General features: G+C 74.6%; 11 protein-coding genes and 1 tRNA gene. 4 read left to right on the forward strand and 8 right to left on the reverse strand.

The window, feature by feature from the left end; genetic code table 11:
* Positions 1–1,128 (reverse strand): phospholipase, encoded by a 1,128-nt coding sequence (locus OZ948_00350; GenBank protein MEB2343175.1) that lies wholly within the window; start codon positions 1,126–1,128, stop codon positions 1–3.
* Entirely contained in the window at positions 1,125–2,471 is a 1,347-nt protein-coding gene (locus OZ948_00355; GenBank protein MEB2343176.1) for a 4-hydroxybutyrate CoA-transferase, read from the reverse strand. Before OZ948_00355 ends, OZ948_00350 begins: the two co-directional genes overlap by 4 nt.
* A 131-nt stretch (positions 2,472–2,602) precedes the next feature.
* On the opposite strand from OZ948_00355, the gene OZ948_00360 reads away from it, so the two are divergent.
* From OZ948_00360 to OZ948_00370, 3 genes are all read left to right on the forward strand, one after another.
* Positions 2,603–3,328 carry an FKBP-type peptidyl-prolyl cis-trans isomerase gene (locus OZ948_00360; GenBank protein MEB2343177.1) on the forward strand — a complete coding sequence of 242 codons (726 nt, stop codon included), beginning with the start codon at positions 2,603–2,605 and terminating at the stop codon, positions 3,326–3,328.
* Between the two features lie 78 nt (positions 3,329–3,406).
* On the forward strand, positions 3,407–4,480 hold the full coding sequence (locus OZ948_00365) for a Gfo/Idh/MocA family oxidoreductase (protein MEB2343178.1): 1,074 nt from the start codon (positions 3,407–3,409) through the stop codon (positions 4,478–4,480).
* Between the two features lie 76 nt (positions 4,481–4,556).
* Complete coding sequence (locus OZ948_00370) at positions 4,557–7,097, forward strand: hypothetical protein (GenBank protein MEB2343179.1); 2,541 nt, start codon at positions 4,557–4,559, stop codon at positions 7,095–7,097.
* A gap of 33 nt (positions 7,098–7,130) precedes the next feature.
* Here OZ948_00370 and OZ948_00375 read toward each other — a convergent pair.
* Together OZ948_00375 and OZ948_00380 are read right to left on the reverse strand one after the other, a co-directional pair.
* Positions 7,131–7,207: transfer RNA gene (locus tag OZ948_00375), tRNA-Arg, on the reverse strand.
* A 44-nt stretch (positions 7,208–7,251) separates the two neighbouring features.
* Complete coding sequence (locus OZ948_00380; GenBank protein MEB2343180.1) at positions 7,252–8,517, reverse strand: tyrosine-type recombinase/integrase; 1,266 nt, start codon at positions 8,515–8,517, stop codon at positions 7,252–7,254.
* A 133-nt stretch (positions 8,518–8,650) separates the two neighbouring features.
* Between OZ948_00380 and OZ948_00385 the strand changes: the two genes are divergently transcribed.
* On the forward strand, positions 8,651–9,163 hold the full coding sequence (locus tag OZ948_00385) for a hypothetical protein (protein ID MEB2343181.1): 513 nt from the start codon (positions 8,651–8,653) through the stop codon (positions 9,161–9,163).
* Here the strand turns inward: OZ948_00385 and OZ948_00390 are convergent.
* The 4 genes from OZ948_00390 to OZ948_00405 all read right to left on the reverse strand — a co-directional run bounded on the left by OZ948_00390 (position 9,160) and on the right by OZ948_00405 (position 12,119).
* Entirely contained in the window at positions 9,160–9,390 is a 231-nt protein-coding gene (locus OZ948_00390) for a hypothetical protein (protein ID MEB2343182.1), read from the reverse strand. The genes OZ948_00385 and OZ948_00390 overlap by 4 nt on opposite strands.
* On the reverse strand, positions 9,387–9,851 hold the full coding sequence (locus tag OZ948_00395; GenBank protein MEB2343183.1) for a hypothetical protein: 465 nt from the start codon (positions 9,849–9,851) through the stop codon (positions 9,387–9,389). Before OZ948_00395 ends, OZ948_00390 begins: the two co-directional genes overlap by 4 nt.
* Before the next feature lie 122 nt (positions 9,852–9,973).
* The gene (locus OZ948_00400) at positions 9,974–10,276 is read right to left on the reverse strand and encodes a hypothetical protein (GenBank protein ID MEB2343184.1); all 303 of its coding nucleotides are present in this window, start codon (positions 10,274–10,276) and stop codon (positions 9,974–9,976) included.
* 79 nt (positions 10,277–10,355) lie between these two features.
* A complete protein-coding gene (locus OZ948_00405; protein MEB2343185.1) occupies positions 10,356–12,119 on the reverse strand; it encodes a phage major capsid protein in 1,764 nt (587 codons plus the stop codon).
* Positions 12,120–12,391: the final 272 nt, after the last annotated feature.

Below are 12,391 nucleotides of genomic sequence, written 5' to 3' on the forward strand. Positions count from 1 at the left end.
TCAGGCGGCGGGCGGCACCAGGGAGGGGTCGAACCAGGTCAGGATCTCGCCGTTCACCTCGCGCGGGTAGGTGTGCGAGAGATCCTCGATCTCGCGATAGACGAGGGCCGCACCGGCGCGCTCGAGCTCGTCGCGGGCGAGCCGCGCGAGCGCGGGCGGGAAGAGCCAGTCGAGCGCGCCGTGCACCTGGAAGACGCGGCGCCCGCGCGCGCGCCCGAGGTTGCCGCTCGCGAGGTTGAGCGGGTGGAGGACGCCCGCGACCGGTGCCAGGGCGGTGTAGGGCGCGTCCTCGTCGAGCCCGGCCAGGAGCGTGAAGGTGGCGCCGTCCGAGAGCCCCGTGAGGAGGATCCGCCCGCGGTCGACCGGCCAGCGCGCGGACACCCAGTCCACCATCGAGCGCAGCCGCAGGGCGTCGCTCGGGGGCGCCTCGAGCGACCAGGTCGAGCCGACGGAGGTCGGCGCCAGCAGGAGGAAGCCCCGGCCGCGCGCCTCGCGCAGCCAGGTCCAGAGGAAGTCGCGGCCGTGGCCCGCGCCGCCGTGGAGCGCGACCACCAGGGGCCGCGGCGCTTCCCCGGCGAGCCACTCGGGCACGTAGAGCGAGAAGCCGCCGCGCGCCTCGGGATCGCCGTCCGAGCCCGCGCGGTGCAGGCCCACGCCCGCGCCGAAGGCCGGCGCCGGATGCGGATCGAGCGCCGCGAGCCGCCCGTGCCAGCCCGGCTCGACGAAGTGCCGGCCGATCGGAGGGAGCACGCCGCGCAGTGGATAGAAGGCCTCGAGCGCCCGGCAGCCGCGGCGCAGGCTGCCGAGCACGCGCGCCACTGCCTCCGCCGGCGGCCCCGGGTCGAGGAAGAGCGCGAGCGCGGCGAGGGTCTCGGCGGCGCCCGCCGCGAGCTGCTCGTGGAAGGGCACGAGCGCGGGCGGGACCTCGGCGGCACCGAAGGCCTCCTGCGCCTCCGCGAGCCGGTCGCGCAGCGGTCCGAGCTGCTGGCGCAGGCGCGGCGCGTCGGGCGGGTGGAGGCGGCGCTGCGCCCACTCGAGGCCCTGGAGCCCGGCGAGCGAGGCGCTGCCGACGGCGGTGAGCGCGCGCGCGTAGCCGGGCGGCAGCTCCGGATCGGGCTCGCCGCTCATCGCCCCGCGCCCTTCGCCGCCGCGACCGCCGCGCCCTCCGCCGGGGCCTCGATCACGGGCAGCTCGCGGCGCTGCCCGCGCAGCGCGGCGCGCACGGCGGGGTGTGCGACCTCGATCAGCGCGCGCGCCCGCTCGGCGACCGTGCGGCCGGCCAGCTCGGCCGCACCGTACTCGGTCACGATCACGTCCACCTGGTGGCGCGGCGTCGTGACGGACGCCCCCGGCGCGAAGCCGTGCACGATCCTCGACACCACACCGTGCCGCGTGCGGGCGCTCGACGGCAGGCAGATCAGCGAACGCCCGCCCTCCGAGAACCCCGCGCCGCTCACGAACTCCTCGTGGCCGCCGATCCCCGAGTACTCCTCGTCCCCGATCCGGTCCGCCACCACCTGGCCGAGCAGGTCGACCGAGAGCGCGCCGTTGATCGAGATCATGCGGCGGTTGCGCGCGATCAGGGCGGGATCGTTGGTCTGGTCGATGGGCAGGAAGCGCACCGACTCGTTGCCGTCGAGCCAGTCGTAGAGCGCGCGCGAGCCCAGGGCGAAGGTCGCGGTCGAGATCCCGTCGAAGAGACCCTTGCGGTTCGTGACCTTGCCGCTCCGGCACAGCTCCATGAGCCCGTCCGTGAACATCTCGGTGTGGATGCCGTAGTCGCCGCCGCTGCCGGCCGCGAGCAGGCGCGCGATCTGTCCCGGTACGCCGCCGATCCCGGTCTGGAGGGTGGCGCCCTCGGGCACGAAGCGGCAGGCATGCCCGGCGATCCGGCGCTCCACCTCGTCGGGCTCCGCGACCGGCAGCGCCACCACGTCGCGATCGCTCTCGACCACGACGTCGACCTCGTCCACGTGGAGCGCATGGCGGTGGGCGGGCGGCAGCCCGAGCGTGCGCGGCAGCTTGGGGTTCACCTCGACCACCAGGAGCCGGCCCGGGTCACGGCCGCAGCGGTGCAGCTCCTCGACCGTGGCGCCGGCGTGCAGGGAGAGCGAGAGCCAGCCGCCCGCGTCGGGCGGCGCGGCGGTCGTCCCCATCACGCGCGGCGCCATCGCGCGGGCCAGGTGCGCGAAGCGCCGGAAGTCCGCGGGGATGAAGGCGACCGTGTGGCCGGCTGCGCGCAGCGCGCGCTCGACGGGGCCGAAGAACCCCGAGTGGAGCGTGACACCCGGGCGCGTGAAGAGCGGGAAGAAATCGGTCAGGAGCGCCCCGAACACCGTGAGGCCGCGCCAGTCGTCGCGCGCCGAGAGCGCGTGCAGGAACGCCGCGGGCTGGCCCGGCCCGAGCGGAACCGCCAGGGTGTCGTCGGGACGCAGCAGCGCGGCCGCCTCGGGTAGCGAGAGCATGCGCATCGGGGACCTCCTCGGGGTCGTCGCAGTCTCGGGGGTCGCGGGGAGGCGGGCAATCCGGCGGCCGACGCTCGCCCTCCCTCCCATGGTCCGGGCAATGCCCGCCGCTACTCTCCGCCGCCCTGGAGGATCCCATGACCCATCGCAGCCCGTTCGTGGCCGCTCTGCTGCTCGCGCTGGCGGCGGCCTTCGCCCCGCCGGCCGAGGCCGAGAAGGCGCCCGGCACCGACGACGAGAAGACGCTCTACGCGCTCGGCGTGAGCGTCGCCCGCAACCTCGAGCCGTTCGCGCTGAGCCCCGAGGAGGTCGACTTCGTGGTGGCCGGGCTGCGTGACGAGCTGGCCGGCAAGGAGTCGGCAGTGCCCCTCGACCAGTTCGGCCCCCGGATCCGCACGCTCGCGGAGACGCGGGCCACGGCCACCGCCGCCAAGGAGAAGGAGGCCGGTCAGGCCTTCGCCGCCCAGGCCGCCGCCGAGCCGGGCGCCGTCAAGAAGCCCTCCGGGCTCGTGATCCGCACCATCCAGGAGGGCAGCGGCGCCTCCCCTGGCCCCGACGACAGCGTGAAGGTCCACTACACCGGCACGCTGCGCGACGGCAAGGTCTTCGACAGCTCGGTGAAGCGCGGCGAGCCCGCCCAGTTCAAGCTCGGCGGCGTGGTCCCGTGCTGGACCGAGGCGCTCCAGACCATGAAGGTCGGCGGCAAGGCCCGGATCATCTGCCCGGCCGAGATCGCCTACGGCGACCGCGGCTTCCCGGGCTCGATCCCGCCCGGCGCGACGCTCGCCTTCGAGGTCGAGCTGCTCGAGATCGTGAAGCCCGCGGCGGCAACGCCGCCGGCGGCGGAGACGCCGGCCGAGTGACCGTACGGGGCCGGACGGAGGCTCGTCCTCCGCCCGGCCCGCGCACCCCTGCCGGCGAGCAGCCGGAGGAGACGAGCGTTGGCGGGCGAAACGCTGCGCTACGGGGTGATCGGGACCGGCATGATGGGCTGCGAGCACATCCGCAGCCTCGCGCTCCTGCCCGGTGTCGAGGTGACGGCGATCGCCGATCCCCACGAGACCAGCCGCGGCTGGGCGCGCAGCGCCCTCGCGGGGCGTGCGGTCGAGGAGTACGCGGACTACCGCGAGCTCCTGCGCCGCGCAGCGGTGGACGTGGTCGTGGTCGCCACGCCGAACCACACCCACCACGAGGTGCTGCGCGCGGTCTTCGCGACGCACAAGCACGTACTCGTCGAGAAGCCGCTCTGCACCGAGGTCGGCGACTGCAAGCGCGTCGTCGAGGCAGCGGCACGCCACCCGGGGATCGTCTGGGTGGGCATGGAGTACCGCTACGTCCGTCCGCTCGCGCGCCTCGTCGAAGAGGTGCACGGCGGCGCGATCGGACGCCTGCGCATGCTGGCGATCCGCGAGCACCGCTACCCGTTCCTGCCGAAGGTCGGCGACTGGAACCGCTTCGCCCGCTACACGGGCGGCACCCTGGTCGAGAAGTGCTGCCACTTCTTCGATCTCATGAACCTGATCGCGCGCGAGCGGCCCTTGCGGGTCTATGCCTCGGGCGGCGCCGACGTGAATCACCGCGACGAGCGCTACGGGGGCGAGGTCCCCGACATCCTCGACAACGCCTTCGCGATCGTCGATTTCGAGGGCGGGGCCCGCGCGCTGCTCGACCTGTGCATGTTCGCCGAGCACTCCACCCACGAGATGGAGGTGGCCGCGACCGGCGACGCCGGCAAGGCCGAGGCCTTCGTGCCAGCGCAGCGCCTCGTGCTCACCCGGCGCGACCGCGACGAGCCCGCGACGATCGCCTTCCCGCCCGACCCGGGGCTCGCGGGCTCGGGCGCCCACCACGGCGCCACCTTCTTCGAGCACCTGGCCTTCCGCGACGCGATCCGCAGCGGCGGGCGGCCGGTGGTCTCGGTCGAGGACGGGGCGCTCGCCGTCGCGATGGGCGTTGCCGCCGAGCGCTCCGTGCGCGAGCGGCGGCCGGTGGAGCTGCGCGAGCTCGGGTCCTGAGCCCGGCCCGGCCGCCCCGCGCGCGCCGCCCGGGCCTTGGTTACCGTCGGGTCGATTCCGGCCCAGGCCGGCCCCCATGACCCCCTTCCCGGAGCTCCCGATGCGCCCCCGGACCCTGCTCGCCGCCCCCCTGCTCCTGCTCCTGCTCGCCACCGGCTGCCACCCCCAGGGCCTCCTCCGGGTCTTCGGACTGGGCTTCCTGTCGCCCGCCCCGGGCCTCCTCTCCCTGGCCGGCGAGGAGCCCCTCGCGGTACGCCTCCACCTGCCCCTGCTCGGTCGCGTGCAGTCGCTCGAGGTCCTCCTCGACGGCGAGCCCGTCCTCGACCTCGCCGGCGGCGGTCTCACCCTCGAGCCGCGCCACACCGCGGCCGGAAGCCTTCCGGGCCTTCCCGCAGGCGCCTACGAGCTCGAGGCGCGCGCCGTCGTGCGCTTCCTCTTCTTCCTGCGCGTCCCGATGACGGCCCGGACCTCGCTCGAGCGGATCGCCCTCGATCGGCCCGACCGGTGCGAGATCCTGAACGACGTCGAGTGCCTGCTGCCCTTCCCCTCCTCGCGCTTCCTGGTCGCCGCCGACACGGCGACCGGTGTGCGGGTCGAGTACCCGGAGGGCTCCCTGCCGGACCTCTCGCAGCCGCTCCACCCGGCGGCCTTCGGCGGCCAGGACGGCTTCAGCCCCGGCGTCCAGGTGCTGATGCACTTCCCGGGCGGCGTGGACCCGGCCCTCTCGGGCGCCTCGCGGCTGCTCCCCGACTCGCGCAGCTACGGCGAGACGTCGCTCGGCCGGCGCAGCCCCACGCTGCTGCTCGACGCCAGCGCCGGCATGAAGCCCGTCCTCCACTGGATCGAGCGCGACGCCCGCGCCGCCGCCGGCCCGTCGCCTGCGCGCGAGGTGCTCTTCCTGCGCCCGGGCGTGACGCTGAAGGGCGGCCACCGCTACGTCGTGGCGATGCGCAACCTCGTCCACCCGGACGGGACGCCGGTCGAGGCCGAGCCCGCCTTCGCCGCGCTGCGCGACGGGAGGCCGAGCGACATCCCCGCCCTCGAGGCGCGCCGGCCCGCGATGGAGCGGCTCTTCCGAAGGCTCCGGCGGGCAGGCGTGCGGCGCTCGGAGCTGGTGCTCGCCTTCGACTTCGTGGTGCAGAGCGACGCGGAGCTCACGGGCCCGATGCTCGCGATGCGCGACCAGGCCTTCGCGTGGCTCGAGGCCCAGGCCGGCCCGACCTTCACCGTGTTCCCGCTCGCCGCGCCCGGCGCGAGCGGCGAGGTCTCGATCGCGCACGACTGCGCGGCGCCCGGCGCACGCACCTGGCGGCAGCTGCGCGGAACCTTCCAGGTCCCGCTCTTCCTCTCCTCGGACCCCCTGCTCGAGCCGACCACCGGCGGCCGCCTCGTCGACGCCGACGGGGACGGCCTCCCGGAGCCGCAGGGTGTCATGGACGCACCCTTCGCGATCACGATCCCCTGCGCCGTCCTCGACCCCGCCACGCCCCCCCTGCGGCCGATCGTGACCGGCCACGGTCTGTTCGGGAACGGCGCCTCGGTGGTGGACGCGCCGCAGGGCTTCGGCGCGATCGAGCTCGCCCACGGCGGCCCGGACTTCCTGCGCATCGCGGGTGCGACCGACTGGCTGGGGCTCTCGAGCCACGACTTCTCGATCGAGCACCTGTTCGACAACTTCATCCTCCAGGCCATCCTGCTCGACCCGAACAACTTCGGCGCCCTGCCCGACCGGCTGCGCCAGGGCATGACCAACGCGCTCGTGCTCGGGCGCATGCTGCGCGAGGGCCGCTTCGCCGGCGATCCCGCCTTCCAGACCCCCGACGGCCGCGAGGTCTTCGCCGAGCCGAACGAGCGGCTCGACTACTTCGGGATCAGTCTCGGCGGGATCATGGGCACCTGGTTCGCGGCCACCTCGCCCGACGTCGGCAACGTCGCGCTCGACGTGCCGGCCGCGAACTTCTCGATCCTGATCCAGCGCTCGACCGCGATCGGCCTGATCGACTTCGCGCTGAACCTCCTGAACCCGGACCCGATGGTGCAGGCCCTCTTCTTCGGGCTCGCCGAGGAGCTCTGGGACTCGGCGGAGCCCTCGGGCTACCTGCACCACGTGACCCGCGCCCCGCTCCCCGGCAGCGGCGCGGCGAAGGACCTGCTCTACGCCGTCGCCGAGTTCGACGGCGTGGTCTCGAACGAGGCCAGCGAGATCGCGATCCGCACGCTCGGCCTGCCGAACCTCGCCGACACCCGGAGCGACGAGGGCTCCTCGGTCGCGGATCGGGCCGGCATCCCCGACGTGGCGCCGCCGCTCGACCCGAGCGACCCCCACTTCGTCGGCGCCACCACCTGGTACGACGCCGGCATGTACGGCGACCTCTCCGATCCCGCCCTCGCCGCCTTCGCCCCCCCGCTCGTGAACCGCAGCGTCGGCTCGCCCTGCGACCCCCACGGCCGCACGCTCCAGATCCCCGCCGAGGTGCGCCAGATCACGACCTTCCTCGACGACGGCGGCATCGACAGCTTCTGCGACGGCCTGTGCGACACGCTCGTGAGAGGGGGCGGCTTCGAGCCGTTCGAGATCCCGGGCGGTGCCGCCCAGCCCTGTGACCCGCTCCCGTAGCCGCGGCAGACGGGCGGGCACATGGCGGCCAGATGGCGCCCCCGGGCTGACTCGAACAGCCGACACGCGGTTTAGGAAACCGCTGCTCTATCCATCTGAGCTACGGGGGCGGAAGTCCAGAACCTAACGAAAGTCGGGCACTTGGCGCGAGCGCTCATGCTGACGCTCCGTCCGTTTTCGCGAGGTGGGGGGACTTGTGGGGGGACTCGATCGCCTCGATTCGCGCGATCAGGTCCGCCGGGACCTCTCCCGGCTCCACCTCGAGCGCCCGGCGGTAGGCCCCGGCGCCGGCCCAGGTGGCGTAGTGGCGCGCCGTCGTGGCCACGTCCTGATGCCCGAGTTGGCCGCTGATGTACCCGAGCTGGATGCCCGCGGTCAGGAGTTGCGAGGCGAACGTATCGCGAAGATCCTTCGGCGTTCGGCCCGCGAGCCCGGCGGCAGCGCAGATCCCCTCGAAGTGCCGCCCCTGGTAGTTGCGGTGGATGTAGCCCGGGAGCACGCGGGCTGAGGGCTCCGGCTGCCCCTGCGCCACGTAGAACTCCCGCAGGAGCCGCCGCAGGCGGCGCGAGAGCGCCACCTCCCGGCTTCGGCCGCTCTTCGGGGCCTCCTCGTACTTGCCCCGGGCCACGCTCGCGCGGATCACGAGCGCCCGGGTCACGTCGTCAGGGTCCCCGCCCCAGCGCACGTCCCGCCAGCGAAGCCCGGCCACCTCGCCAGCGCGCAGGCCAGCGTCGAGCATGAGCAGGGTCGCGACGTGCGAAGCCTGCGCTTCGCGCCGGGGGCGCCCGTTCCCGAAGCGCCGCTCGTACTCCACGCGCGAGGCGGTCACCAGCGCCCCGAGCTGCGCCGGCTCCTCGATCGGCCGGATGCTGCCGCCCTGCGCGGCCTCGGCCCGGCCCCGCTTCGAGCGGCGGCGCCGGCGGAGCGTCCCCCGGAACGTGTCGACCGGGTTCGCGTCGATCAGCTCGAGGTCCACGGCGTAGCCGAACACGCCCGAGAGCGCGGAAAGCAGCGTCAGGCCCGTTCGCTCGTGTCGCCCGCGGCCTTCCACCTCGCGATACCACCAGTCGAGCAGGGTCGCGCGCCGGATGTCGCTCGCGCGCATCGCGCCGAAGTAGCGGCGAAGCTCACCGTCCGCGCCGAGCACGCGGTCGCGATCGTCCCGCGTCGTGCCCGACAGGTGGCCGGTCGCTTCCTTGAGGTAGCGCTCGGCCAGGGCGCCAAAGGTGTGCGCGGCCTCGCGGCCGGCGCGCTCCGCCCGCTTCCGCAAGTAGGCATCCCGCACCGCCGCCGCCGCATCCCAGTCGGCCTCTTCGGTGGAGAAGCGCACGCGCTGGCCGTCGAGCACGGCCTCGAAGTAGACCACGGCCCCGCGTCGGGTCAGGTTCCGGTACTTCGCGCCCTTCGGCTTCGCCTTCATGGTTGCTCCTCGTTCGGCGCCGCATCCGCGGGCACCCGTCGGGTGAGAGGCTACGTCAGAAACGGCCCAGCCCAGCAACCCCCCTTGCGCGCATCTCGGGTGCGCCGGCACGTTCGGGCTCGGGGGGTGCGGCTTGAACGCCGATCAGGCCGTGTGGCGCTACCACCGCCTGCGCGCGGGTCTCTCGGCGCCGCGGAGCCAGGATGCCGCCGCCGTGCGCGGCTATCTGCTCGCGGCGCGCTGCACCTGCGGAGGCGAGGAGCGCCACGAAGTGCACAGCGCGCGCGGGCGCGCATGGGTCATGCGCTGCGCGCGCTGCGGACGCGCCTGGCGCCGGGAGCTCGCCTTCGTGCCGCGCGCCGCGATCCAGGGCGGACGCACCGTGCGCGAGCCCGCGGCGCTCGCCGATCTGGCGACGCTCGCCCGCTGCCTCGAGACGCTCGACCCCTGGCAGCGGCGCGTGATCGAGCACTACGTCGCCTGGCCGGGCCCGGGCCGCGCCGACACGGGCATCGCACTCCTCGCGAGCGAACACTGGGCCGAGGCGCCCTTCGCGTGGACGCAGCACCGGGTCCGCCTGCTGCTGCGCACGGCGCGCGAGGCGCTCGACGCCGAGCTCGCCCGCCGCGGCCTCGCGCAGCACTAGGAGCGCCCCTCGATTCGCGCCTGCAAGCGCTCGCGCATCGCCTCCGGGTCGAGCTCGAGCGCCGCGCACCAGAACTCGCAGCGCGGGCCGCGCAGGAAGTCGAGCGCCGCAGCGCGGGCGGCCTCCGCCGCGGCGGGCCCGGGAGGCCGCATGGCGTCGTTCACGGCGTGCTCGAGGAGCCCCGCCGCGAGCCGGCGGACGTCCTCGCCGCTGAGCTCCATCGTCACGGCGCCTTCCGCTTGCGCGCCACGAGCCGCGGGCGCGGCGGCGTCGCGAGCGCCTCGAGCGCCTCGCGGACGAGCTCGCCGAGGGCGGCCTGCAGCGCCGGCACCGATGCGAGGCCTACGAGCAGCGGGGCCCACCGCGCAGGGAGCGCCCGGAGGTGCCGGGCGACGTGCGCCCTCGCGCCGGCGACAGCCTCGCGCGCGGCCTGCGCGCCGACGAGCTCGCTGCGGAGCCGCTCGTTCGCCATCGCCTGCGCGTCGGCCTTCTCCTTCGCGAGCCGCGTCCACTCCCGGAGCCGGACCGTGCGCGCGTCCTCGCGGCTGCGCGCCCGGGCCTCGAGCACGGCCTGGGCCGCCGCCAGGTCCTCGCGGGTGCGGATCGGGCGCACGATGCCGTCGGCCAGGAGGCGCCGAAGGTGCCGCTCGCTGATGCCGAGGGCCGTCGCGGCCTCACGCTGGCGCATGGTCTACACCCCCTCGCGTCGGACGGACGGACACGGGTTTCGCGGGCCGGCGCCTAGGCCTAGCCGGCGCGCGCGCGTACCCGCTTTCCGAACCCCCAGGAAGGACCCGCCCTCGCTGCTCCTCAATGGAGCCGGCCGCGCGCGAGGAGCGCGCCGAGCCGCGGCGCCGTTGCGGGGTCGGCCAGAAGCTCCGCCCCCTTCTCGCGCGCGACGAGGTCGATGCAGGCATCGACGAGCTCGTGTGCCTCGACCGCGCGCACCGGCTCCGCCTCGAGCGGGAGCAGGGCCCCGTAGAGGCGCAGCCCGCCCGCCAGGAGCGCCGCCAGGTGCTCGGGCTCGAGGAGTGCGCCGAGCTCGCGCAGCGGGATCAGCACCGGCTCGGGCGTCTCGTAGGCGGCGCGCAGCCGCGGCAGATCCCATTGCATCCGTGTGTACCTCTCGAGCTCACCCGCCCGCGCCGGCCGTGATGGGGGCAGCCGGCGCGAGCGGGTGGCCCTGACGCGCTCAGGTGGTCGTTGCGTCCGTCAGGATCGCGAACGACTCGGGGTGCCGGACCGCCACGTCGACGTCATAGAACGCGCGCAGCACGAGGCCGCCCGAGTCGGCGAGCGTGATCGGATCAGTCGTCACGTCGAGCACGCCCCATTCGCCGATCAGCAGATCGCGCCAGTTGCCGAAGATGATGGCCGAGCAGACGGCGCCGCTCGAGCCCTTCACGAGGTTCGAGGGCACCTGGTTCGAGACCGCGGCGCGGCTGCCGTTCAGGAGCCCGAACCCGGGCAGCGTGCCCGCCGGGTGCTCCCACACGAATTCGGCGGTATCCGTGGCCTTCTCCGTCGTCTTGAGCTTGCTACGCACTTTCGCGTTCGTGAGGTAGGCGAGCGAGCCCACGTCGGCGTTGTCCGCCGCGACCTCGCGCTCGAGCGCCACGACGTGCGCCCAGGTGGGCGGCCCGCCGTTCGCGCCGATGGCGACGCTCCCGACGCCCGTCGTCCCGAGGATGCCGAGCGGCTGGTTGCCGGCGCCCGAGCCCGCGATCGCGGCCAGGTCGACCGCGAGGCCGAGGACGAGCGCCAGGTCGTTGCGCACGAGATGCTCGATGGCCGGCGTACCCTGGAGCAGCATCTTGCGCGTCACGTTCGTTCGCGCAGCGACCGTCTTCGGCGTCATCGAGACCGCGTCGAAGCCGGAGTCCGAGGCGGTCACCGTGCCGCCCTCGGCGAGCCATTGCGCCGAGGCCGCACCGCTCTGGCGCGGGATGTCGACGTCGCCGACGAGCCCCGGGAGGATCGTCGCGCCGAGGGCCCGCACCGCCGCGTTGTTGCGCAGGAGGTCGATGAACGAGCCCGCGAGGAGCTCGGTCCCGACGAGCGCCGCGCCCGCCGCGCCGCCGCCCTTCTCGATCGTGCGCGCCTGCGGCGCCGTCAGCACGTCCGGCGGAACGAAGAACCCGCGCGCCTCGCGGCCGAGCTGCTTCGCGACCGCTTCGGACGCCTCGAGCTCGAGGCCCGCGCTACGCCAGTCGCGCGAGGCGAAGGCCTTCGCCGCGCGCACGAGCGAGTAGCGCTCGATCTCGCGCCCGCCCATGCCGATGGTCGGCATCTCGAGCGGCTTGGCGGGCGGCACGGCGTTCTTCAGCGTCCAGGCCTTGAAGTCGCCGCTCGCCCACTCCTCGTTGATCGCGCGCTCGCCCTGCTCGCGCACGTTCCATCGCTCCGCCACCGCGCGGATCTCGGCGATCCGCTCGCGCTCGAGCTGCGCGGGAGTCTTTCCGTTGGGTTCCATGATCTCGATCCTCTCCTGCGCGCGGCCGATGCCCACGGTCGGGTCGGCCGCGATCGCCACAAGCGACACCTCGAACGGCGTCCACCTGGTTGCCGTGTAGGTGTCGCGCTCCTCGCCTTCCTGGCGCTCGACTTGGTCGAGCGAGTACCCGATCGAAATCTCCGGTAGGAGGCCCTCGAGGACGTCCGCGAAGAGCTCACGGGCGCGGCGCCCGTTCCCGAACCGCAGGCGCCCGCGCAGGCGCCGGCCCTCGAGGCGGATCGCCTCGACGCGACCGATGGGCTCGCGCGGATCGTGCGCGAAGAGGAGCGCCAGGCCCCGCTTCGCTCGCGAGAGGTCGACGGCCTCGCGGGTGTGCCGGAGCACCTCGCGCCCGTACGCCCGCTCGACCGGCTCCTCGCTCGAGAGCGAGGCCTCGACGACGCGCTCGGTGTCGCCCGACGCTCGCTCGCCGAGCTCGAGCGTGAAGACGCGACGCGCCACGCTACCCCGGGCCGGAGGCCCGCCAGGCTGGCTCATTGGATGAGTCTCGTTCGGTGAGCTGCGGCGCGGGTTGCTGTGCTCGCCGCGCTCGGGGCCGGCCGCCAGGCCGGGTGCGGAGTCGCGATCGCGCGCAGGGTGCGCCTGGAGCCCTCGTCCCGCCGGCGGCGAGCTCCTCGGCGCGGTCCCCCGCGCGGGGTCGTCTCGCTACCTCGGGTCGCGATGGGCTGGGCTCCCGAGCCCATCGCGTCGGCCCCGCGAGTCCGCCGCCCTCC

The sequence above is a fragment of the Deltaproteobacteria bacterium genome, from assembly GCA_035063765.1.
Taxonomy (GTDB): domain Bacteria; phylum Myxococcota_A; class UBA9160; order UBA9160; family PR03; genus CAADGG01.